We start from the raw sequence: 23,025 nt of genomic DNA, 5'->3' as shown, positions 1-23,025 counted from the left end.
AGTTAACGGGCCCCAAATAGCACCTGGTTCTGCGCGCCGGCCTGGATGAGTGCCAGGCGGGCAATGTCGAGCACGTACAGCGTGCCGGAAAGGCCCGGGATTACGGTTGCCTGCCCGTAGGAGCGGATCTGGAACGGCTGCAGGCGCTCCGGCTCCTGGCCAAAGCCCTGGTTCCAGCACTTCTTGCCCACAAAGCGGTCCTGGATGGCAATCGCCGGAATCAGCTGCTGCGGCGGGTTGCATTCCGGCTGGGATTCGCGTGCACGCTGGGACACGCAGAGGGTTTCGTGGGTGGAGTCGAACTGGGTGAGCTCACAACGCACCGAGCCATCCGCGTTGGCAAAGCCTCGGCTGCCAGTGGCTGCTGCGGACGGTGCAAGAGCGCCTACAAGGGTGGCAGCGGCAACGGCTGCCGTGAACACTGGTGTGATACGCATAACATTTAGGGTAAAGCCCAGCGGTGAGCCCCGCCAGGTAAAGAATGCAGCTGCAGCCCGTATTTGGACGCTTGACCTGCGTATTGCTCAACAAAATTTGTTGAGCGTTTGCCCGATGCGCAGTAGACGATGACCTCGCCAGGAGGCAGCGAAGCAAAGACTTCCTCCGCCGCATTACTGTCCTGCGCCACCTGGCTCATGGGGAGGTTCTGGCCGGGATGCGCAATATCGCTAAGCACCTTCTCGTGTGGCTCACGCACATCCAACGCCACCGCCTCGCCGCGGTCCAACAGGTCCAGCAGCTCCTGGCCGTCGTTGCTGGGAAGGGCACACGAAGCGTCGTAAACCCCGAAGCCCTCAACGAGTGCACGCGCCGGGTCGCGAGAAACGTTGAACTGGCGGATGGTGGCGCTCAACGCGTCGTACATGTGCAGCCGCCCCGGGGGCACCGGGGCGAGACCGGTGAGGAACTTCACCGCCTCCGTTGCCATAAGCCCGCCAACCACACTCGTGGTCACGCCAAGCACACCCGCGGTCGCGCAATCCGGCACGCTATCCGCATCGGGCTGGGCGGGGTAGAGGTCCCGCATGCCCACACCATCATCTGGCGCGCCGGGGCCAGACCACCACAAGGCAACATCGCCGCGGTAGCGCAGCACGGACCCCCACATCAGCGGGGTACCGGTGATCTCTGCGGCGTCGGCGGCGAGGAATTTGGTTTGGAAGGTATCGGAGCCGTCGATAAGCAGATCAATGCCCTCAAGCGCCTGGATGAAGTTGTCCTCCGTCAGTCGCTCCTTGTTTGCATGCACGGTGATGTGGGGCTGGATTGCTTGAATGCGCTTCGCGGCAACCTCCACCTTCGCCTTGCCCACATCATCGGCGTCAAACAGGATCTGGCGGTGGATGTTGGAAAGAGCAACCGTGTCATCGTCATACATCGTGATGTTGCCAACGCCAGTGGCCGCAAGTGTTTGCATAATTGGGCAGCCAAGCCCGCCGGCGCCGATGACCAGCACGTGCGCGTTGTGCAGGCGCTGCTGTTGCTCGGGGCCAAAACCGGGCAGGTTCATCTGCCTGGCGGTGCGCTCAAGTTCCTCGCGGGGGAGTGTTAGCTGGAAATCGGGTGTATTGCTCACCTGCACCAATGTACGGCCTCTGTCAATTGCGCTTTGGTTGTGCTTCGATGACGTTTTAGTTGGAAGGGCAAACCTTTGAACTCTGGACGGTCAACCGGACGGTTGATCAATTAGATAATTGAATCTATCAATTTGGATAGTTTTGTGCCTGTAATGAGATTATCTAACGCCCTGGCCATTATGTTTGTGTCGGCAGTCGAAGTGAGGCACCCCCTAAACGGGGGATAAGGATTATGAATCAGTTTATAGATTATACCTTTCAACTTGGGATTTAGAACCCATTTGATTTAAATTCGTGCATATTATGCAGTGTGGCAAATTTCGCGCGTCACGGGTACTTTTTCTGCCCTAGTGTGAAAGGCATGTCAACTACTTCTCCTAACAGCGCAGCTGGCGTGGCCACAGCCTCCCCAGTCAAGCCCGTTTCACACGGCAGCGCTCTTGCTGTCCTGGCGTTGGGTACAGCTTTCCTTGCGGCGACACCGCTGCAGGTGAAGGCAGCGAATATGGACCCGGCCACCCAGGCCTTCCTCCGTGTCTTTATTGGTTTCCTGATTCTTCTGCCCTTTGCTATTTGGGAGATGAAGAAGAAGGAGAAGCTGAGCAAGCAGGCCGTCATTCTCTCGCTGGTCTCTGGCGTGTTCCTGGGTATTGACTTCACTGCGTGGAACTACTCCATCTTCTACATTGGCGCTGGTGTGGCAGCGGTTCTTCTGAACCTGCAGGTCATCATTGTGCCGATGCTTGCGGCAATCTTTGATAAGTACAAGATTCCGCCAGTGTTCCTCGTGCTTGTGCCAATCATGGCTGTTGGTGTGTTGCTGACCGGTGGCGTGTTTGAAGGCTCTGCTGAGGCAACCGGCCCGGAAACCATCTACGGTGTGAAGACCGCAGTTCTGGGTACCGCGTTCGGCCTGACCTCCGGTATTTGCTACTCCTTCTACCTGTACTTCTCCCGCAAGGCGGGCACCTCGGCACGCAAGGACCTCTACGTCCAGCCGATGATGTACACGGCTATCACCCAGATGATCGCCCCGGTTCTGGTGGCATTCACCTTCTCTCCGCGTGGCGGCTTCGACTTCACCCACGGTGTGCTGGTTGACGGCGTCCTGCCGTCGGTGAACCCGGAGACCACCCTGGGTGACCCGCTAACCGCTGGCAACTGGATCGCACTGATCACCCTGGCAGTCTTCGGTCAGGCACTCGCATGGACCATGGTCCAGTACGGCTCCGTCTGGCTCGACCCGACGCTGTCTGCTGGCATCCTGCTGCTGTCCCCGGTTACCTCCGTCATCATTGCAGCGCCGCTGTTCGGTGAAATTCCGTCCATGCTGCAGATCATCGGTGTCCTGATGATTCTGGCAACGGTGGCCTACCAAAACGGCCTGTTTGCCCTCATACTTGGCAGAAAGAAGAAGCCAGATGAGGAGAACCCCGACGAAACTCTCTCGGAACAACTACAAAGGGAGGGGCTAGCACCTGGCCACTCACCGGAGGAAGTTCCGGAGAATCCGAAAAAGCTGTAACTAATCCAAGGCCCTAAGCGGGAACACTTCCCGCGGGGCCCATAACCATAAGGAGCAGTCAATGCATCTGACTAAGCGTGAACAGGAAAAGCTTCTCATTGTGGTCGCCGCTGACGTGGCTCGCCGCCGCAAGGAGCGTGGCCTGAAGCTCAACCACCCAGAGGCCGTAGCACTTATTTCGGACTTCTTGCTTGAGGGCGCTCGTGACGGCAAGACCGTGGCGCAGCTGATGAGTGAGGGTGTTGAGGTTCTCAGCCGCGAAGACGTCATGGAGGGCGTGCCCGAGATGATCTCTGACGTTCAGGTTGAGGCAACTTTCCCTGACGGCACCAAGCTTGTTACCGTCCACAACCCGATCCGCTAAGAGGAGTGACAAATATGATTCCTGGCGAGTACTTCATTTCTGACAATGGCCCGCTGACCATTAATGAGGGCCGCGAGGCTCTGACCCTTGAGGTAACCAACCGAGGGGATCGCCCCGTGCAGGTCGGCTCCCACTTCCACTTCGCTGAGGCAAACGCCTCCCTGGAGTTTGACCGCGAAGCTGCAAAAGGCAAGCGCCTCGACATCCCTGCTGGCACCGCTGTGCGCCTTGAGCCCGGCGATAGCCGCACCGTCAACCTGATTGACTTTGGTGGAAGCCGTGAGGTGTACGGCTTCAACAGCAAGGTCAACGGCAAGCTCGACTAGTCCACCCAGTCTCTACAAGAAAGGCATTAGACAATGGCATTTGAGATGGAGCGTCGACAGTACGCTGAGCTCTACGGCCCGACTACCGGCGATGGTCTTCGCCTGGCCGATACCGACCTCGTGGCACGCGTTGAGAAGGACCTGACCCACTACGGCGACGAGGTCACCTTCGGTGGCGGCAAGGTTATCCGTGACGGCATGGGCCAGAACAGCCGCACGATGGGCGACGAGCAGATTCCGGACGTTGTTATCACCGGCGCGACCGTGATTGACTACACCGGTATTTACGTTGCTGACATTGCAATCAAGGATGGCAAGATTGCCAAGATCGGTGCTGCCGGTAACCCGGACGTGCAGGACGACATTGACATTGTCGTTGGCGTTGGCACCGAGGTTATTGCAGGCCAGGGTCGTATTGTGACCGCTGGTGCTGTGGATACCCACATTCACTACATTTCCCCTGAGCAGGCAGAGGTTGCTCTGGACAACGGCACCACCACCCTGGTCGGTGGCGGCGTTGGCCCGGCTGAGTCCTCCAACGCAACCACGGTGACCTCCGGTGCGGCCAACATCACCCGCATGATCGAGGCAACCCGTGACTTCCCGGTCAACGTTGGCTTCCTGGGCAAGGGCCACGCATCTGACGCGAACCCGCTGCGTGAGCAGATCCGCGCTGGTGCAATCGGCCTGAAGATCCACGAGGACTGGGGTGCAACCGCTAACTCCATCGACACCGCACTGACCGTTGCGGATGAGCTGGACATTCAGATTGCAATCCACACCGACACCCTGAACGAGGGCGGCTTTGTGGACAACACCCTGGCTGCAATCGGTGACCGCGTAATCCACACCTTCCACACCGAGGGTGCTGGCGGCGGCCACGCACCGGACATCATCGAGGCAGCTGGCCTGCCGAACGTGCTGCCGGCGTCGACCAACCCGACCCTGCCGTACACGGTGAACACCCTGGATGAGCACCTTGACATGATCATGGTGTGCCACCACCTCAACCCGGACCTGCCGGAGGACGTGGCATTCGCTGACTCCCGCATCCGCCGCGAGACCATCGCAGCTGAGGACGTCCTGCACGACATGGGCGCACTGTCCATCACCTCTTCTGACTCCCAGGCAATGGGCCGCGTCGGTGAGGTTGTACTGCGCACCTGGCAGGTTGCTCACCGCATGAAGGAGCAGTTCGGTCCGCTGGAGGGTGATACCCAGGACAACGACAACAACCGCATCAAGCGCTACGTTGCCAAGTACACCATCAACCCGGCGATTGCCGCTGGTATTGGCCATGCTGTTGGTTCCGTTGAGGAAGGCAAGATTGCTGACCTGGTTATCTGGGAGCCGGCATACTTCGGTGTCAAGCCGTACCTGGTACTCAAGAGCGGTTTCATCGTTCGTGCCCTGATGGGTGACTCCAACGCATCGATCCCGACCCCGCAGCCGCGCACCATGCGCAACATGTTCGGCGCATACGGCCACGCTGCTGCACGCACCTCGGTTACCTTCTTACCGACGGTTGCGATCGAGGCCGGCGTACCGGACACCCTGAACATTGGCCGCAAGTTTGTCGAGGCGAAGAACATGCGCAACATCTCCAAGAAGGACATGAAGCACAATGACGCCACGCCAGACATTAAGGTGGACCCGGAGACCTACGTTCTGTCCGTGGACGGCAAGGAGATCACCTCTGAGCCGGCCGAGGTTCTACCGATGGCGCAGCGCTACTTCCTGTTCTAGTCAGTAGCACGTCATTCAAACCCTGAAAGCGGAGAGGCCTTGGCCACTCCGCTCTCGCTATTTATGAAGGAGAGCACAATGATTGTCACCGAACTTCGTGGCAACATTCGGGACGCGGGCGAAGGCGCCCGTGTTGCAGACCGGGTGGTGTTTGACAATGAAAGCCGACTCAAGCGCATCCAGCGCGTCACCACCGCCGGTGGGGTGGAGATGGGCTTGCAGCTGGATAAGTCCGTGCGTGAGCTGGAAGATGGCGACATCCTGGCTGAAACCGAAAACGGCTACGTCATCGCAGAGATGGCTCCGCTGGACGTGCTGGTGATCGCTCCGAAGACCATTGAAGAGGCGCTGGAAGTGGCTCACTCCTTGGGTAACCGCCACCTGCAGGCGCAGTTCTTTGGCAAGGACAGCCAGTTCAACGCTGAGGTAATGGTTGTGCGCTATGACCACACGGTTGAACACCACCTGGATCACATGTCCGTGGACTACCACCGCGGTGACTACGTGATGCCGAAGGCTTTCCGTCATGCAGAACACACCCACTAACGCGCGTGCGAATCTGGTGGTGTGGCACATCACCGATTCCGCTCTCCCTACAGGCGCGTTCGCACACTCCGCAGGGTTAGAGACCTACATCCAGCGTGATGAGGTTCATGACCCAGAGAGCTACCTGCGCTGGCTGGTTGGCTACCTACACCAGGCCACCTACGGTGAAGCCCTGGCGGTGCTTTTGGCGGTGCGCTTGCAAGCTGCCAACCTGGAGCAGGAGCAGGCAATCGTTGCGCTGCGTGAGTTGGATGAGATTTGCCACGCAACGCAGACCCCGCAGGAGCTGCGTGCATCCATGCAGGCAATGGGCAAGCGTATGGCCAAGGTTGCCAAGATTATGGACGCTGACAATGCGCTGGTTGACGCCTACGACGCCGGCCTGCGCAAGCGCGAGTTCTTTGGCAACCCCGGCATTGCCGCTGGTCTGGTGTTGGGCGCCGCCGGGGTGGATGAACACACCGCGGTATCGGCATACTTGATGCAGATGGCTAACTCGATGACGCAAAACGCCATCCGTGCCATCCCGCTCGGCCAAGACGCTGGACAGCGGATCCTGATTGATGTGTACGAGTATCTGCCGAAGTTTGCGGAGGAGACTCTGGCACACGACGTGGCTGATCTCGGTGTGTCCTTCCCGCGGCTTGAGATCGCGCAGATGGAACATCAGTACATGCGCTCGCGCATGTTCATGTCTTAAAACGAAAGGAATTGAAACATTATGACCACTATCAAGGTTGGCATCGGCGGGCCGGTTGGCTCCGGCAAGACCCAGCTGATTGAGCGCATCACCCGTGCGCTCGACGGTGAGGTTTCCATGGCCGCTATTACCAATGACATTTACACCACCGAGGATGCGAAGATCCTTGCGCGCGAAGGCATTTTGCCGAAGGACCGCATTATCGGTGTTGAGACCGGTGGCTGCCCGCACACCGCGATTCGTGAGGACACCTCGATGAACGAGGCCGCCTACGAGGAGCTTATTGAGCGCCACCCGGACCTGGAGCTGGTGTTCGTGGAGTCCGGCGGCGACAACCTGTCCGCTACCTTCTCCCCGGAGCTGGTGGATTTCTCCATCTACATCATTGACGTAGCCCAGGGCGAGAAGATCCCGCGCAAGGCGGGCCAGGGCATGATCAAGTCTGACCTGTTTGTGATTAACAAGACGGACCTGGCTCCGTACGTTGGCGCCAACCTGCAGGTCATGGCTGATGATTCGAAGCAGTTCCGTGGGGATAAGCCGTTTGTGCTGACCAACCTCAAGACTGATGAGGGCCTGGATGAAGTACTGCAGTGGATCCGCCGTGACGTCCTGATGCAGGACATCAAGGGCTAGTATGTGGTCCATTTCGCCAGAACGCTTCAACAAAGCTCCCGGCACGGATTTCACCGGCACCCTTGATCTGGGGATTGCTGTTCGCGCTGGCCGTTCCGTGGCCACCAAGCAGTACCACGACGGTGCGCTGAAGATCATCCGCCCGCACTACCTGGATGACAGTGGGCAGGTCTACTACATCACCGTCAACCCCGGCGGGGGATACGTGGGAGGAGACTCCTACGACATCGCCGTCAGCGTGGATGATGGTGCCTCGGTGCTGCTGACTGACCAGTCCGCAACCAAGGTGTACCGCACCCCGGGTTCGTATGTGAGCCAGAACCTGCACTTCAAGGTAGGTGCGGGTGCTGTGCTGGAGTACATTCCGGATCAGCTGATCCTGTACCGTGACGCGGATTTTCGTCAGCACATGACGGTTGAGGTGGATCCTGAAGCCCACGTGTTTCTTTCAGACATTGTCACCCCAGGCTGGTCGCCTGATAAGGAGATGTTCCGCTACCGCCAGGCGCACCTGCGCTCAACAGTGCGGGTAGGGGACACACTTGCCTTGGTGGACAATATGCGCATCCAGCCGCTGGAAGAGCACGAGGAGATTGCTTCTCCAACGTTCCTGGGAGAAAACACCCACTTCGCCACCGCCATCTGCTTCGACCCGCAGATGGATGAGGACCTGATTGTGCAGGTCCGTGACGCCATCAGTGAGGTTGAGGGAGTACAGGCATCCGTCACCCCAACGGATGTGCCTGGGTTTGTGCTGCGTGGTGTGGCTGACCGCACCGAGCACCTCATGGAAGTGGTGCTTCGCGCAGCGCATGTGGTTCGCTCCACCCTGCGTGGCCAGGGCAAGGTGCACCTGCGCCAGTACTAAACCACGTACTGCGTGAGTAGGGGGTTACTCCTCTGGATCCGCGTAATCCGCGGCCCAGTGGAGGAGGCGGTGAATGCGCTCATCTGCAAGACCGTAGAAGATGCTGCGGCCTTCCCGGATTGAGCGCACCGTGCCCATCTTTTCCATCGCACGCAATGACGCGGATGCTGTAGCTACCCGCGTGCCAGTCGCGTTGGCCAGGTCAGTTACGGTCAGCTTGTTTTCGCCTGCCGTATGCATAGCGTCTAAAAGCCTCAGCCGCGTGGTGTCACCTAAGGTTTTGAACACCTCTGCCCAAGTCTCGTGATACCGCATAGGGCTCAAGCCTAGCGGTTAATCACCGGCCCGTGGACAATCAGGGAATGTTCACCATCCGCCTTGCGTAACCACGCATCAACGCCAAACGTTTCCCGCAACAACTCCGGCGTCAACGTCTCACTCGGATCCCCAAGCCCCGCAACGTGGCCGTGCTCCATCACCAGCACCGTGTCGCAGAAACGTGCCGCCAAGACTAGGTCATGCAGCGCCAACACCATTGTGGTGCCGTGGTTTCTGCCCACGTGATCCAGCATGTTCATCAGCCGGTACTGGTGATGCAGGTCCAGGTGGTTGGTTGGCTCATCGAGCAGCAAAAACTTCGCGTTTTGCGCCAGTGCTCGTGCCGTCATTGCGCGTTGCACTTGCCCGCCAGAAAGTGCACGCAGGGAGCGATCTTTCAACCCCACCAGGTCGGAGTGGATCAGTGCCTCTTCAACGATGGCCTCATCTCCGCCGCTGCCACGTCCAAATAGGCCGTAGGCGGCGCTTTGGCCCATCTCCACCAGCTGCTGGACTGTCAGGTCCGGCAGGGTTCCGTGGCTTTGCGCCACGTAGGCCACGGTGTGTACGCGCTCGGCGCGGGACATGGAGGTGAGCGGTGTGCCGTCGTAAAGAATGCTGCCCTTGGCGTCACTGACTCCCGCCATGGCACGCAGCAGGGTGGACTTGCCCGAGCCATTCGGGCCGACGATGCCGATGATGCCCGGGGTGGGAATCGAGGTCTCCACATCAAGGCGGAATGACTGCACCTGGGCTTGAACCTTGATGTCAATCATCGGTTGATCCTCCTCAAAATGATGAAGAACACCGGCACACCAATCAGCGCCGTAATCACGCCAACTGGCAGCTCCTGCGGCGCGAACAGCACACGTGCAATCGCGTCAGCGATCACCATAAACAGCGCGCCAACGATTGCCGCTACCGGAATCAAACGAGCATGCAACGGCCCCTGCACCATGCGCACTGCGTGGGGCACGATCAAGCCGACGAAACCGATTGCACCAACCGCGGCCACAGTCGCAGCGGTGAGAAGCGAAACGACAATGAGCACCGTGTATCGCACGGCGACGACGGGGACGCCCATGGTGTGGGCCGTAGCGTCGCCAAGCGTCAGCGCATCCAAGTGGCGCGAGAGCAACCACAGCACCACCAGTCCAACCGCACCAGCGATGGCCACCACGATCAGCGTGTTCCAGCGCGCCGCCGAGAGGACACCAAGCAGCCAAAACATGATGCCGCGGGTGGACTCCGCGTTACCGGAGGCGGTGACCACCAGCGACGTCAAGGACTGGAACAAAAAGCCCACCAGCACACCGGTAAGCACCACGCGAGTGGCATCAGCACGTGTATGGCGAAGCAGCGCCATCAGCAGCAAGAACGACGTCAAGCCACCAACCGCAGCGCCAACCACAATGCCCCACTGCCACGTGGAGAACATGATGGCAATGACAGCGCCAGTAGACGCACCCGAGGAAATACCAAGCAGGTACGGCTCAGCTAGGTCGTTGTGCGTAATGGCCTGCATGGCCACACCACACACCGCCAGGATTGCACCCACGCACGCAGCCATAAGCACACGCGGCAGACGCAACTCCGTCAGGATGGAACGCTGCACCGGCGACATGCTATCCAGGTCAAACACGGAGATACCGCTAGAGCCAAGCGGCAGCGAAATGACAATCGCCGCCGCAAGCGCTAGCAGTGATAACAGCCCGAAGGCGATGGACTTCTTCACGCTTTTCGGTTCTTACTGCTTACTCTGTGATGCCGTTTGCAATGGCGTCAGAGATCTGCTGCAAGCCCTGGTAGGAGCGCGCCGATGGGGAGGTGGTCACACCGTTGATCACAATGAAACGCTCCTCCTGCACCGCACGCATGCTGCTGACACCCGGCGTTGCCTTCAGCGCCCCAACCTTCTCCTCCCAGGTATCGCCCGGCTCACCACGAGTTGGCAGATCGCCCAAGATGAGCACGTCCGGGTCAGCTTCCGCCAAAGCCTCCCAGGAAATCTGCGGCCACTCTTCCTTCACATCACCGAACACGTTGACCATGTTCACCGAGTCACCCATCTCCGTGACAATGGACGGGCCGCCAGCCACGTACGGCGCGCCACCGATAGTGGAGTACACCATGGCAAAGGTCGTGCCGTCCGGTGCCTGGGCGGCACCCGCCTTGGTGTCGCGAAGCTTCTGGATCAGGTCAGCCGCGACGTCCTCGTGGGCGAAGAGCTGGCCGAGCTCCGTAATGTCACGCTCAATCAGCTCAAAGGTGGTCTTGCCCTTGTTCTCACCGTGGTCCTGGCACTCCACGTTGGACTGGTAGGTGCGAACACCCAGCTTCTGCCACTCCTCACGGGTGCCCGCAGAGTCTGCTGTCCACACCAAACGGAACGGGGAGTAGACAAAGTCCGGGTCCACCGCGCGGATCTGCTCAGCGGTAGGGATGCTAGGCGCGATGATCTTCGGGGTCTCGTAGCCCTCCGGCGGGTTGTCCTTCTGGTGGCCAACGCCAGCGATTTGGTCCGCAGCGCCCAAAAGCAGCAGGGTGTCGGAAGAGCCCTGCTCAAGCGCGACCGCGCGCTCAACTGTCGGAGCGGCATCAATCATGACGCCGCAGTTATCAATCTGGTTGGCGCTAGCTTCGGCGCTGGTAGAAGCGCTGGTGTCAGTGCTGGTGGTGGTGTCAGTCTCGCCGCCTGCGCAGCCAGCTAGCGCTAGTGCGGAGATGAGAGAAATGGGAAGTAGGCGACGCATGATGAACCTTCCTTCAAACGGTCAATCTAGTGTTTGAATGAAGTGTCCTACGTCTGGCACGCCTTGACAAGTTTTTCTTCACGCTGGCCCTAAAAGGGGCTAGCTACAGCACCTAGCTACAGCACCTGATCTGCCCAGCTAGCCAAGCCATCAAAGCTTGAGGATGCCACCGCGTGCTCCCGCTTCGGAATCCGTCCGGCGTCGCGCGCCAGACGGCCAGCGTCCACAGCAAGACGCATCGCCTCAGCCATCGCCACCGGATCCTGGCAACGGTTCACGGCACTAGCTAATAGCACCCCGGAGCAACCCAGCTCCATGGCAAGGGAGGCGTCGGAGGCGGTGCCCACGCCAGCGTCGATAAGCACGGGCACCTCAGCACGCGAACAAATCAGCTCAATGTTGTGCGGGTTCAAAATGCCCAGACCAGTGCCGATGGGGGAGCCAAGCGGCATGACCGCCGCCGCACCCAGATCCTCCAGACGCTTCGCCGCAACCGGATCATCAGAGGTGTAGGCAAGCACCGTAAAACCTTCGGCCACCAGCATCTCGCAGGCATCGACGGTTTCAACCACGTCGGGCAGAAGCGTGCGATCATCCGCGATCACCTCAAGCTTGACCCAGTTCGTGCCCAGCGCCTCACGCGCAAGCTTCGCCGTAATCACCGCGTCACGCGCCGTGCGGCAGCCCGCCGTATTCGGCAACGGCGCGATGCCCAGCCGCTGCAGCATGTCAAAGACACTCTCGCCGCTGGTTGGGGCTTTGGCGTACCTGCGCATCGCCACCGTAGTCAGCTCCGTGCCTGACGCCACCAGCGCCTTTTCCAGCATGTCCATCGAGCTCGCCCCACCCGTACCCATGATCAGGTGCGAGTTGAACTGCCTATCTGCAATTGAAAGCAACGCCTAGCCTCCCTGGACTGCGGTGAGGATGTCTACACGTGCGCCGCTCGCAAGCTTGGTAGTGCCCCACGCCGAGCGGGGAACCACATCACCATCGAGCGCTACCGCCGTGCCAGCCTCCGGCACCTCGCCGAGGACCTCGTGCACCAGCTGCTCAATCGACGCCGCTTCTGTCGTGCGGGATTCATCATTCACTGTGAGAGTAATGGCCATGGCTACCTCCTAAGCCCGTTGATGACGCCAGGGGTCACACGCTTCCAACGATATTGCAGGTGCCTTTTGTTCCACCAGATCGGCCCCGCAACGCGCCGCCATGCCGGCCAGCAAGATGCCGTGGCGGAAATACCCAGTCGACACCGTGACACGCTCGTTGACTCTGCCCAAATACGGCAGGTCATCCGGTGAGCCCGGGCGCGCACCCGCGTCCGCCTCAAGAAAGTCGCATTCCTCTAGCGCCGGGCAGACCTCAATTGCATCACGCAGCAGCTGGTAGACGCCCTGGACCTGGGGTTCTGCGCGGCCGTCCTCACGCGTGGTGGCGCCGATGGTCAACGTGCCATCACCCCGCGGAATGAGATAAATCGGACGATCCTCCACAAAGCCACGCACCACGTGATCCAGCAGCGGGAACTGGTGCTTGGGCACGCGCACGTGCAAGATGTCGCCGTAGACAGGCCGCAGCTCAAGCGGGTTTACACCTGTAAACCAGCCGGTAATCTCCGCCGCGCCAAGGCCTGCGGCGATCAGCACCTGATCTGCGTCAAGGTCGTTGGCGTCATCGACGTTGGTAACCGCCTCCTGAACAATTGTCACGCCCGTGTTCACGCACGCATCCAACAAGGCTTTTGCAAACAGGCGCGGCTGCACCTGGTGATCCCCGATGATCTCCACCGCACCCGCCAAGGCAGGCGACAGCGCTGGCTCGCGCTTGCGCGCCTCACGGGTAGTCAGCCGGTTAACCTCCATGCCGTGCAAGGCCTGGTAGACCGAAAGCTCCTCCAAGTGCGTGTTATCCGCACGATCCCGCGCCACCACCAACGTGCCGTCCGTGCGATACCCGGTGGGTAGATCGCTGTACTTGTTCACCAACTGGATCAGCTCCGGGTACCACTTGGCGGCAGCGTTCATCAGTGGAAACAGCGGCTCCTGCTTGTACACAACCTCCGCCGTAGGCGCCAACATGCCACCCGCATGCCACGACGCACCAGACACCGGCGCCGGATCAAACACCGTGACCCTATGACCCCGATCCGCCAGTGTCAGCGCAGAAGTCAAGCCGATGATGCCCCCACCGATAACGGCGACGTTCATGTTCTCCATGGGAATTACCGTACGCCGTGTGGATGATGGGGGAGGGATCAGTTGTTCTCTAAGGTCCGAGCAGTCCGATGGGCACGAGCCAGGTGCGCTCACCAACTTCCGCGACCGTACCTGTTGGCGTGACAATCAGCAGTCCCTCGGGAGGCCTTCCGATGGTGTCGGCGACTTCGCGTAAACGTGGGGCGGCTTCCTTAGCGGCCTGTGGTGACAGTTTCACTTCGACTCCGACCCAGCGACCGTCGCGAAGCTCAAGCACAATATCCATTTCGGCAGTGCCATCCTTGTTCCTGAAATGGAAGGCCGTGCCGCGCAACGGTTGGCTGTACACCCGCAGGTCACGCAAGACGAGAGATTCAAAAAGGAATCCAAGAGTGCGTGGGTCGATAGCTAAAGCGCTATGTGAAGCACCCAGCGCAGATGCGGCAAGCGAAGGGTCCACGAGGTGGCGTTTAGGTGTAGCGCTCAGCCGGGTTTTAGACCTGCGTGCCGGTGCCCATGGCGGCTGGTCTTCAATGAGATGCATCCGGCTTGCAAACTCATGGAACTGGTACCCAAACCGTTCACCAACCTCCACGCCGTCTTCCCCCAGACGCTCTTGCACTGTGCTCAGCGGAGCTGGGTGGGCGGTGAGTGAAGCATAGGCCCGAAGAAAATGGAGAAGGCGCTGAGGCGATCGGCGCGGCCCACCCACGAAAGGAAAATCGCGCTGCGCCAACGTGTCCATGTATCCCTCAACAAGGAGTTCGACCTGGTCAGCCTCCCTGTCCACCCATGCCGGCCAACCGCCTCGGGTGATCAATGCGCAGACGTCATCAATTGAATGGGGGCTGAGCTGCTGCCCCTGTACAGGAGCTTCACCTTGGAACACGCGGGAAAGGGAAAAGCTTCCCGTTGAGTCGCCCGACTCATATAGGGTCATCGGGCGCATTGGAAGGTCAATGATTCTTCCTGCCCCGGAATGGCGCAGAGCTGTGTCATCTGGCCATGCTGATCCCGAAAGTAGAAAACGACCCGGCGTTGGGTCCGCATCCACAGCCCGACGGACCGCGCCCCAGAGATCTGGTGCCAGCTGCCACTCATCGATCAAACGTGGCGCATCGCCTTCAAGGACTGCCGATGGGTTTAGCGATGCGGCTTCAATTATCTCCGGTCGCTGCCCGTCCAACTGGATTGAGGAATTAGCTGACTGGAGAGCGGTAGTTGTCTTCCCAGTTGCCCTTGCACCAGTGATATTCACCGCTGATGAAGCCTTGAGATACTGCTCCAAAACTGAATCAAGAATCCGCGGCCGATAAGCTCTCATACTGCGAAAATACCTGAACTTGACAGGATTGTCGAGCTAAACGTGACAGGATTGTCGAGCTGAACGTGACAGGATTGTCGAGCTGAACGTGACAGGATTGTCGAGCTGAACCTGTAGCTAGGCGAGCGCGCCGCGGCCGCGGTCGAACTCCGCGACCACCCGCTCGCAGTAGGCACGGGGATTATCGGCGTGCATGATGCCGCGGACAATGGCCACGCCATCCACACCGGTTCCGGCCAGTGCGTACGCGTCATCCACCGTGACGTCCCCAATGGCAACCATGGGCAGCCGGGACGCCTCCACCAGCGCCGGGTAGCCCTCCAAGCCGATAGGTTCGCGGCCGGAGTGCTTAGTAGGGGTGTCGCGGAATGGGCCGCAGCCGATGTAATCAATCACGCCCTCAAGGTCATTTGCGGCCCTGACCAGCTCAAGGGTCCCGGTGGTCAGGCCGATTACGGCATCAGGCCCGAGCAGGCGGCGCGCCTCGCGCGGGTCCAGATCGTCCTGGCCCAGATGCACACCGTGGACGCCTTGGGATTGAAGGGCGAGGGCGATGTCCACGCGGTCGTCGATAAGCACAATGCTCTCGGGCGGAAGCTTGGCGGCAATCGCGGACGACAGGGAGTAGAGCTCACGCGCGGAAATCGGTTTGGAGCGCACCTGGATCACGCCGGCGCCGCCGTGGGCCGCCTCAACGGCGCGCTCGACCACATCGGGGCCCTGGCCGGTGACAAAGTAACAGCGCAGGTCCAGGTTACGGGGGTTCATCGGGGTGGTATCAGCCATGCCCAAAGCCTACTGCGGCAGCGGCGGGGTGTACGGCTCCAGCCGCTTCGTCTTGCCGTAGCTTGCGCGGCGATGCAGCTGCTCAAACGGCCCCGGCACACCCGCACGCTCCATCACCATTGCAAGCAGCAGGGTGATCAACCACACCACAAAGCCCACAAGGAGCTTCCCGCTTATCGACGCCTCCAGGCCCCACCCCAGCCCAAACGGCATCACCAGCGCAATGAACAGGAACGATTGCGCCAAGTAGCCGGACATCGAGCGCTTGCCCAACGCGATGAAGGGGCGCGCCCACGCCGGTGTCTGGCCGGTGGCGTTGATGCGCTGCTGCACACCGTTGGTGGCAAGAGCGAGTGCTGCCAGGATTGCCGGGCCGGTGAACAGTCCCCAGGCGAGGTTGAGTATAAAGAGAGGCTGTTCAAGCTGCGGGTCGATGAAGCCTGCAGCGCTGAGACCCCACGGGATGCCGATGGCAATCGCGACCACCGCACCCAGGATCGTCCACCTGACCAGCACACGTTTGTGTTGCTCCACGTTGATCAGGTATCCCTCCCGCGCCCACACGTAGCCCAGCAACACCAGCCCGCCCAGCTGGAACACCGCAAACGGGGCGTTGATCAACATCCCCAGTCCGCCCAAGAGGTTTTCGCTGAAGTAGACGCCCAGACTGGTCATCTCAGGGGTGGCTGTCTGCTCCATCGCGCCGATCGGCGCCTGGACGCTGTACACCGCCACGGCGATAGCAGTACCGAACGCGGCGCCGACCAGGAGCACTGAGTAAGCGGTGATACGCAGTGCTTTGTTACTTGCCGTGAACATGGTGGCCACCAGCATGCCCATCAGGCCGTAATACAACATGATGTCCCCGTGGAACACTAACAGCATGTGCACGATGCCAAACAGGGCAAGGAACCCGTATCTGCGTACCAGCATCAAGCGCGCATCAGCAGCCGGATAGCCCTTACGCCACGCACTTGCCGCGACAAGGCCAATGCCAAAGCCCAGCAGTGTGGAGAACATTGGCAGCCCGCGTACGTGCAAAAACACTGCCGAGAGGATTGCAGCAATCTGGTCGAGCGTGCTGTCTGGGCGCACACCGCCAAGGGTGGAACCCGGCTGGTCCAGCGCGTCAATGTCATTGATCATCCACGTCTGCACCGCATTGGCCATGGCAATGCCCATGAGGGCAAGGCCACGCGCAAGGTCTGGGACTAAGAGTCGGGGAGTGGTTGCTTGGTTCGGCGCTGGCGCATTGTTCACGGCACCGAACGTATCACTGATGCCCTACGCCGTGATCGGCCCGGTGGTGGTTTTAATCCCCAGCGGCTCAATATGCACGATGGTTTCCGCACTACCCAGGGCTGCAGCGAGGCCCTCCTCAACATTGTCGGCGTGCTCATGGGAGTGGGACACCGTCCAGCCGCCGGGGACCTGCATGACAACGTTGATCAGACGTTGGCGTCCATACGCAGTGGTGCGAAGCGACGTAAATGCGACACCATTATCTTTGGCGTAGTTGTCCAAGAACTCCTGCGCCGTCGCCACTTCTTCCTCTGGCAGGGTCTCTGAAAGCAGACCCTGGATGGCCTCGCGCAGAAGCTTGTAGCCGGTGTAGAGGATGTTGGCACCAACCAGGATGGCCACAATCGGGTCGAGTACCTGCCATCCAGTCATCCACACCAGGGCCATGCCGACGATGACGCCGACGGTGGTCCAGACGTCTGTAAGCAAATGCTTCCCGTCGGCAACCAGGGTGCTGGAGCGGTGCCTGCGGCCGGCACGCACCAGCATCGCGCCCACACCCAGGTTGATCAGCGTGGCCACTACGGAAAACAGCAAACCAATGCCAAGCTGCTCCACCGGCTGTGGGTTGATCAGGCGCTGCACGGCCGTGTAGATAATGGCCACCGACGCCACCAGAATCAGACTGCCCTCTACCTGGGCGGCGAAGTATTCGGCCTTGGCGTGGCCGAAATTGTGGTTCTTATCCGCAGGCTTGGCGGACAGCTTCAGCGCCCAGAGGCCAACCATGGCGGCGGCGACGTTGGCCAAAGATTCCAGCGCGTCCGAAAGGAAACCAACTGAGCCCGTGACGTAGGCGGCATAGGCCTTCAGTGCGATAACAAACAGGGAAGCGGTGATAGAGATCCACATGAAGCGCTCAAGCATGCGCTGTTCTTCACAGGGATGGGCAGACATAGGAAATCCTCTCGGTGCAATAAACAACCGAAGGTCTCGCTCGCCTGTAAAGCATGTCCTGTAAAGCGTGTAAGGCCAACCGCCCGGGCTCTACGTGGAGAACCAGTATGTCGAGCGAGTTGTTGGTGAGCTACTCCCCTTCAAACCTTTATGAAACTTCAAAAATCATACCACTGGGGTTAGGGGCGTTCCAGCCTCATGACGATGTGGGGGATCGTGCCGTCCAAAAACTCCTCACCCTCCTCTTTGAGGCCGAAGCGGTTGTAGTAGCCGACAAGTCCGCTCTGCGCCTCAATGACAACGTCGCCTGGCCAGCGGGTGGTGAACGCTATCGCCTTGCGGACAATCTCGGGGCCAATTCCGGTGCCGCGCGCGAACGGGGCGACCACGAAACGGCCAAAGCGCGCACGGGGTTTGCCGTCTGCAACCTCGGGGTAGACGCGCGCGCAGCCGGCGAGCCTGCCTGCGTTGTCGTAGGCGAGGACGTGGAAGGTGTCCTCGGCTGCGTCAATGTCATCAAGCTCATTGAAGGGACAGTCCTGCTCGGCCACAAACACGTCCACGCGGAGGCGAAATAGGTCGAAGGCCTCTCGTGAGCTCATCTGGTCGAGGGTTTTGAACGTCATTGCAGGATGCAGCGCAGGGTGTGTCACGGGGGTGATCCTAACACCGCTGTGACGTAAGGTGTTTGTGTTAACTGAAGTTACGTTTGTGATTTCCTGCCTGACGCATACAAGACACATAAAAGGGGTCCGCATGTTCCGACGCATCGCCGCTGTCGCCGCCGCAGCCGTTATCTCTGCCACTGCTTTGCTCGCGCCAGCCGCGAGTGCGCAGCCAGCTGACCCTAATTACGTCTGGCGCACAGACCTCATGTCCAAGGCACTTGCCGGCAAGCTCAACGCAGATCGCGTGCTGCACCGCGTACCCACCTCGTTCCACGACGCCCCGCGTATCCCAGCCGAAGCCACCCAGGCCCAGGCCCGCGGCAACGCCCTGTACGGGCCCGGCACCCCGATCTACGTGGGGCACGCCCCGAACGACATGATCTGCACCGTTGCAGTTGCCGGCTACAACGACGCTGGCGAAAAGATCGCCTTGACCGCCGGCCACTGCGCAGGCAACGTGGGCGACCCGGTGGTCAACGCGGATGCCCGCGCCCTTGGCCAGACCGGCCGCGTGATCGCCGTGGACCGCAACCTGGACTACGCCGTAATCCAGCTGCACCCCAACACCGAGGTCTCCCGCAGCTATGACGGACTGACCATCAACCACTTGGGCGCCGCACCCGTGCCTACCGGGCAGACCGTGTGTAAGAAGGGTGTCGCTTCCGGCGTGACCTGCAGCATGACCTGGCAAGACGGGGGCGTTATGAACATCAACCAGGTTTGCGCAATGCAGGGCGACTCCGGCGGCCCGCTCTACACTGGCGACCGCCTCGTGGGCATTATCAACGGCGGCATGTTCCCGCAGCCGTTCGCGCTGGCCTGCCACACCCCGCTGCAGGGCCCGCTGCATGCGCCGACGGGCTCCGCGCGTGCAGACGCCTTACTGCCCACCGTCCCCGGTGGCTTCCGCCTGCCTTAACTGTCAGGCACTTAACCGCGCAGGCGGCCAAGCACCTCGTCGTGCAGCAGCCCGTTGGTGGCAACCGCATCGCCACCATGCGGGCCGTCAACACCCGCCAATGAGGTGAAACGGCCACCGGCCTCAGTAACCAACAGCGCCAAAGGTGCGAGGTCCCACAGCGAGACCTCCGGCTCACACGCAATGTCTACCGAGCCCTCTGCCACCAGGCAGTAGGAGAAGAAATCACCAAACCCGCGCAGACGCCACGCAGCGTCCGTCAGCTCGATGAACTGCTTACGCAGGCCGCGGTCACGCCAGCCGGTGAGCGAGGAAAACGACACAGAAGCGTCCTCCAACTTGGCCACGGAAGACACGCGCATCGGGGTTGCCTTGCCGTCACCAAACTCGCGCCACGCACCCTCGCCCTTCGCCGCATACCAACGGCGCGACAGGGCAGGGGAGGAGACAACTGCGACTACCGGTTCGCCGTCTTCAAGCAGGGCAATCAACGTTGCCCACACAGGCACGCCGCGCACGAAGTTCTTCGTGCCATCAATCGGGTCGATCACCCACTGACGGCCGGCAAACACGGCGTCACCACCAAATTCCTCGCCCAGCACCGCATCATCCGGGCGCTTTTCCGCGAGGTGCTCGCGCAGCTCCTTTTCCGTAGCCAGGTCCGCATCAGAGACCGGTGTTAGGTCCGGCTTGGACTCAACGTGCAGGTCAGCGGCATCAAACCGGGAAGAAGTGATGTCATCTGCCAGGTCGGCGAGTTCGAGGGCGAGTTTCAGATCGTGGTTACGCTGCATGCCCGACAAGCCTACTCGCCACCTGCTCAACCAGGAGCGGATTTCCGGCCACGCACCACGTCACCCCGCCCGCATCAACCTTTGTGGCCACCCCGCCAACTGCCTCAATCAGCGCCTTGCCCGGCAGCCAATCCCAATCCGGCACCGAATGCTGCAGCCAGCCACCCATGCGACCGGTAGCGATGTTGGCCAGGTCCACGCTGCCCGCACCCATCATCCGGATCGTCGCCGCATCTTTGACCGCACGCATCCACGCGCCCACAATCGCCTCATCACCCATAAAGGTCGGATGCAGGTAGGTCACCAGGGCTTGTTCGCTTAGGTGCGCCCCACCCAACACCCCCAACCGCTCCCCATCACACCACGCCTGACCATTGGCAGCGAGCCACGTCGTATTCGTCGCCGGGCGGTGCACCGCACCAATTGACGCTTTGCCATCAGCCGGATCGCCCTCGGCCACCGCCAACGCAGAGCAGAAGTAATCCGAACCCTGCGCAAAGTTATACGTCCCGTCAACCGGGTCGATCACCCAGGTACGCCCGGTTTCTGAGGCGCGGGCGTGGCCTTCTTCCCCCAGCACACCGTCGGCGGGGCGCAGCGCGTCGAGCATCTCTGCCACGAAGTTCTCCGCGGCGTGGTCTGCCTCAGTCACCACATCGGAGACTGACGTCTTGCGCTGCGTGGAAAGCGTGTCCAAACCACCATCACGCATAGAAAGCGCAAGCTGGCCAGCATGCGCTACAAGCGCTGCGGCCAGCTGTGCGTCATCGTCATTACGGTGAGCGTCAATAAAAGCTGCAGTAGAAATGGGTGCGGAAGTCACGCACCCATTCATACCCCAGTTACTGCGACTGCTCCTTCAAGTAGACCTGGGAGCCCTGCTCACGGAACTCCTCAGCCATCTCCTGTTCACCAGCAATCGCGTCGTTTGCGCTCACGGCAGCCACATCTGCCGGAATCTCCGGAATGCCAAGGTCCGCCAGGCGGTCCCCAAACTCATCACGAATGTCCTGGCTAATACGCATGGAGCAGAACTTTGGGCCACACATGGAGCAGAAGTGCGCCGTCTTCGCGGGCTCTGCCGGCAGCGTCTCATCGTGGAAAGACTGGGCGGTGTCTGGATCCAGGGACAGTGCGAACTGGTCGTGCCAACGGAACTCAAAACGCGCCTTACTCATCGCGTCGTCCCAGTCGCGCGCACCCGGATGCCCCTTGGCCACGTCGGCCGCGTGGGCGGCGAGCTTGTAGGTGATCACGCCCGTCTTCACATCGTCCTTGTTTGGCAAGCCCAGGTGCTCCTTCGGGGTGACGTAGCACAGCATCGCCGTGCCACCCATAGCAATGTGGGCCGCGCCGATTGCAGACGTAATGTGGTCATACCCAGGCGCAATATCCGTCACCAGGGGCCCAAGCGTGTAGAACGGCGCGCCACCGCACCACTGCTCTTCCTTCTCGTTGTTGACCTGGATCATGTTCAGCGGCACGTGACCCGGGCCCTCAATCATCACCTGCACGTCATACTCCCAGGCGCGCTTGCACAGCTCACCGATGGTCTTCAGCTCTGCAAACTGCGCTGGGTCGTTGGCGTCGGCGACGGAGCCTGGCCGCAGGCCGTCGCCAAGCGAGAAGGCAACATCGTACTGCGCGAAAATCTCGCACAGCTCGTCGAAGTTCTCATACAGGAAGCTCTCCTTGTGGTGCGCCAAACACCAGCCAGCCATGATCGAGCCGCCACGCGACACGATGCCGGTCACGCGGTTCGCCGTCAGCGGCACAAACGGCAGGCGCACGCCAGCGTGCACCGTCATGTAGTCCACACCCTGCTCCGCCTGCTCAATAACCGTGTCGCGGAAAATCTCCCACGTCAGATCCTCCGCAATACCGTTGACCTTCTCCAGCGCCTGGTAGATCGGCACCGTGCCAATCGGCACCGGCGAGTTGCGCAGAATCCACTCGCGGGTGGTGTGAATGTCATTGCCCGTGGACAAATCCATCACCGTATCCGCACCCCAGCGGGTAGCCCAGCGCAGCTTGTCCACCTCCTCACGGATAGAGGAGGTCACCGCAGAGTTACCAATGTTCGCATTGATCTTGGTCAGGAACTGGTTGCCAATGATCATTGGCTCGCTCTCTGGGTGGTTCACGTTGTTCGGAATGATCGCGCGGCCACTTGCCACCGCCACGCGCACTTTCTCCGGATCGCAGTGCTCACGCAGGGCGACAAACTTCATCTCTTCCGTGATGATGCCCTGGCGTGCGTAGTGCATCTGGGTGACGCGCTTGCCTTCCTTGGCGCGCAGCACCGGGCGGGTTGCTCCACGCCACTCCTCGGAGGCGGCGCCGCGTTTGGCGGCACGTGTACCGTCGTCAAGCAGGTTGCGCCTGCGGCCCTCAATTACTTCCACATCGCCGCGACCGGTGATCCAGTCGGAGCGAAGCCCCGGCAGGCCAACCTCCGGCTCGGCGTAGGGGCCGCGGGTGCGGTAGACGCGGAACGGCTCATTCGGCCCGGTGGGGGAGTCATCAAGCTGGATCGCGGTCTCCGGCACCTCAAGCCCGTCCTGGATAATGGGGGCGTAGCTGTGCTTCGGGTGGATTTCTTGCGCGTAAATGTCGGCCATTGCCGCTCCTTCTACTTCCTTCGCTGGTGCTAACCAGACAGGTTCAAACGGTGCTCGTGCGGCATTAGCACGATCTCAGCCCTTAAGCCTTGGGCGCCCGTGTTGGGCACGAAACAGTGTAGCGGCCACCATGGCGCTAGGTGAGTAGAACCGAGCA

Annotated in this window: 26 protein-coding genes and 1 riboswitch; of the genes, 9 read left to right on the top strand and 17 right to left on the bottom strand. The window is 60.7% G+C overall.

Features of this window, described 5'->3' with window-relative positions; translation table 11 throughout:
* Positions 1–2: 2 nt before the first annotated feature.
* A complete protein-coding gene (locus tag AK829_RS06745; protein WP_070496114.1) occupies positions 3–437 on the bottom strand; it encodes a hypothetical protein in 435 nt (144 codons plus the stop codon).
* Between the two features lie 5 nt (positions 438–442).
* Positions 443–1,576 carry a ThiF family adenylyltransferase gene (locus tag AK829_RS06740; protein WP_083439908.1) on the bottom strand — a complete coding sequence of 378 codons (1,134 nt, stop codon included), beginning with the start codon at positions 1,574–1,576 and terminating at the stop codon, positions 443–445.
* 362 nt (positions 1,577–1,938) lie between these two features.
* On the opposite strand from AK829_RS06740, the gene AK829_RS06735 reads away from it, so the two are divergent.
* The 8 genes from AK829_RS06735 (at position 1,939) to AK829_RS06700 (ending at position 8,288) form a co-directional block, all read left to right on the top strand.
* Complete coding sequence (locus tag AK829_RS06735) at positions 1,939–3,102, top strand: DMT family transporter (RefSeq protein WP_052205172.1); 1,164 nt, start codon at positions 1,939–1,941, stop codon at positions 3,100–3,102.
* A 61-nt stretch (positions 3,103–3,163) separates the two neighbouring features.
* On the top strand, positions 3,164–3,466 hold the full coding sequence (locus tag AK829_RS06730) for an urease subunit gamma (protein ID WP_052205171.1): 303 nt from the start codon (positions 3,164–3,166) through the stop codon (positions 3,464–3,466).
* Positions 3,467–3,480: 14 nt separating this feature from the next.
* Positions 3,481–3,792: an urease subunit beta gene (locus AK829_RS06725; protein WP_052205170.1), complete on the top strand. Its 312-nt coding sequence runs from the start codon at positions 3,481–3,483 to the stop codon at positions 3,790–3,792.
* A 33-nt stretch (positions 3,793–3,825) separates the two neighbouring features.
* The gene (gene ureC, locus AK829_RS06720) at positions 3,826–5,538 is read left to right on the top strand and encodes an urease subunit alpha (RefSeq protein ID WP_052205169.1); all 1,713 of its coding nucleotides are present in this window, start codon (positions 3,826–3,828) and stop codon (positions 5,536–5,538) included.
* A 78-nt stretch (positions 5,539–5,616) separates the two neighbouring features.
* The gene (locus AK829_RS06715) at positions 5,617–6,084 is read left to right on the top strand and encodes an urease accessory protein UreE (RefSeq protein WP_052205168.1); all 468 of its coding nucleotides are present in this window, start codon (positions 5,617–5,619) and stop codon (positions 6,082–6,084) included.
* Positions 6,065–6,784: an urease accessory protein UreF gene (locus AK829_RS06710; protein WP_052205167.1), complete on the top strand. Its 720-nt coding sequence runs from the start codon at positions 6,065–6,067 to the stop codon at positions 6,782–6,784. The genes AK829_RS06715 and AK829_RS06710 overlap by 20 nt, the downstream gene beginning before the upstream one ends.
* Before the next feature lie 21 nt (positions 6,785–6,805).
* On the top strand, positions 6,806–7,420 hold the full coding sequence (gene ureG / locus AK829_RS06705) for an urease accessory protein UreG (protein ID WP_052205166.1): 615 nt from the start codon (positions 6,806–6,808) through the stop codon (positions 7,418–7,420).
* Position 7,421: 1 nt separating this feature from the next.
* A complete protein-coding gene (locus AK829_RS06700; RefSeq protein WP_052205165.1) occupies positions 7,422–8,288 on the top strand; it encodes an urease accessory protein UreD in 867 nt (288 codons plus the stop codon).
* A gap of 24 nt (positions 8,289–8,312) precedes the next feature.
* Here the strand turns inward: AK829_RS06700 and AK829_RS06695 are convergent, their stop codons facing one another.
* The 12 genes from AK829_RS06695 to AK829_RS06640 all read right to left on the bottom strand — a co-directional run bounded on the left by AK829_RS06695 (position 8,313) and on the right by AK829_RS06640 (position 18,519).
* On the bottom strand, positions 8,313–8,603 hold the full coding sequence (locus AK829_RS06695; RefSeq protein WP_052205164.1) for an ArsR/SmtB family transcription factor: 291 nt from the start codon (positions 8,601–8,603) through the stop codon (positions 8,313–8,315).
* An 11-nt stretch (positions 8,604–8,614) separates the two neighbouring features.
* Positions 8,615–9,382: an ABC transporter ATP-binding protein gene (locus AK829_RS06690; RefSeq protein ID WP_052205163.1), complete on the bottom strand. Its 768-nt coding sequence runs from the start codon at positions 9,380–9,382 to the stop codon at positions 8,615–8,617.
* The gene (locus tag AK829_RS06685) at positions 9,379–10,341 is read right to left on the bottom strand and encodes a FecCD family ABC transporter permease (protein ID WP_052205162.1); all 963 of its coding nucleotides are present in this window, start codon (positions 10,339–10,341) and stop codon (positions 9,379–9,381) included. Before AK829_RS06685 ends, AK829_RS06690 begins: the two co-directional genes overlap by 4 nt.
* Positions 10,342–10,360: 19 nt before the next feature.
* Entirely contained in the window at positions 10,361–11,359 is a 999-nt protein-coding gene (locus tag AK829_RS06680) for an ABC transporter substrate-binding protein (protein ID WP_052205161.1), read from the bottom strand.
* A gap of 116 nt (positions 11,360–11,475) precedes the next feature.
* On the bottom strand, positions 11,476–12,258 hold the full coding sequence (locus tag AK829_RS06675) for a thiazole synthase (protein ID WP_052205160.1): 783 nt from the start codon (positions 12,256–12,258) through the stop codon (positions 11,476–11,478).
* Between the two features lie 3 nt (positions 12,259–12,261).
* Complete coding sequence (gene thiS / locus AK829_RS06670) at positions 12,262–12,471, bottom strand: sulfur carrier protein ThiS (RefSeq protein ID WP_198147751.1); 210 nt, start codon at positions 12,469–12,471, stop codon at positions 12,262–12,264.
* 9 nt (positions 12,472–12,480) lie between these two features.
* On the bottom strand, positions 12,481–13,578 hold the full coding sequence (gene thiO / locus AK829_RS06665) for a glycine oxidase ThiO (protein ID WP_052205159.1): 1,098 nt from the start codon (positions 13,576–13,578) through the stop codon (positions 12,481–12,483).
* 49 nt (positions 13,579–13,627) lie between these two features.
* Entirely contained in the window at positions 13,628–14,881 is a 1,254-nt protein-coding gene (locus AK829_RS06660) for an ATP-binding protein (RefSeq protein ID WP_083439774.1), read from the bottom strand.
* 117 nt (positions 14,882–14,998) lie between these two features.
* Entirely contained in the window at positions 14,999–15,649 is a 651-nt protein-coding gene (locus tag AK829_RS06655) for a thiamine phosphate synthase (protein WP_052206421.1), read from the bottom strand.
* A gap of 27 nt (positions 15,650–15,676) precedes the next feature.
* Entirely contained in the window at positions 15,677–16,927 is a 1,251-nt protein-coding gene (locus tag AK829_RS06650; protein ID WP_052205157.1) for a DUF418 domain-containing protein, read from the bottom strand.
* A 24-nt stretch (positions 16,928–16,951) separates the two neighbouring features.
* Positions 16,952–17,866, bottom strand: coding sequence for a cation diffusion facilitator family transporter (locus AK829_RS06645; protein WP_052205156.1), 915 nt, complete (start codon positions 17,864–17,866; stop codon positions 16,952–16,954).
* A gap of 179 nt (positions 17,867–18,045) precedes the next feature.
* Positions 18,046–18,519 (bottom strand): GNAT family N-acetyltransferase, encoded by a 474-nt coding sequence (locus tag AK829_RS06640; RefSeq protein WP_232305673.1) that lies wholly within the window; start codon positions 18,517–18,519, stop codon positions 18,046–18,048.
* A gap of 103 nt (positions 18,520–18,622) precedes the next feature.
* Between AK829_RS06640 and AK829_RS06635 the strand changes: the two genes are divergently transcribed.
* Positions 18,623–19,453 (top strand): S1 family peptidase, encoded by an 831-nt coding sequence (locus AK829_RS06635; protein WP_052205154.1) that lies wholly within the window; start codon positions 18,623–18,625, stop codon positions 19,451–19,453.
* 11 nt (positions 19,454–19,464) lie between these two features.
* Here AK829_RS06635 and hisN read toward each other — a convergent pair whose 3' ends face one another.
* From hisN to thiC, 3 genes are all read right to left on the bottom strand, one after another.
* Complete coding sequence (gene hisN, locus AK829_RS06630; protein WP_052205153.1) at positions 19,465–20,247, bottom strand: histidinol-phosphatase; 783 nt, start codon at positions 20,245–20,247, stop codon at positions 19,465–19,467.
* On the bottom strand, positions 20,237–21,070 hold the full coding sequence (locus AK829_RS06625) for an inositol monophosphatase family protein (RefSeq protein ID WP_232305672.1): 834 nt from the start codon (positions 21,068–21,070) through the stop codon (positions 20,237–20,239). Before AK829_RS06625 ends, hisN begins: the two co-directional genes overlap by 11 nt.
* Positions 21,071–21,089: 19 nt before the next feature.
* Positions 21,090–22,868, bottom strand: coding sequence for a phosphomethylpyrimidine synthase ThiC (gene thiC, locus AK829_RS06620; protein ID WP_052205151.1), 1,779 nt, complete (start codon positions 22,866–22,868; stop codon positions 21,090–21,092).
* A riboswitch (TPP riboswitch) is annotated at positions 22,867–22,979 on the bottom strand. It overlaps the preceding gene by 2 nt.
* Positions 22,980–23,025: the final 46 nt, after the last annotated feature.

This window comes from Corynebacterium riegelii, assembly GCF_001263755.1.
GTDB lineage: Bacteria > Actinomycetota > Actinomycetes > Mycobacteriales > Mycobacteriaceae > Corynebacterium > Corynebacterium riegelii.
Note: the sequence above shows the minus strand (reverse complement) of the source record. Positions and strands in the feature narration are given on the sequence as shown.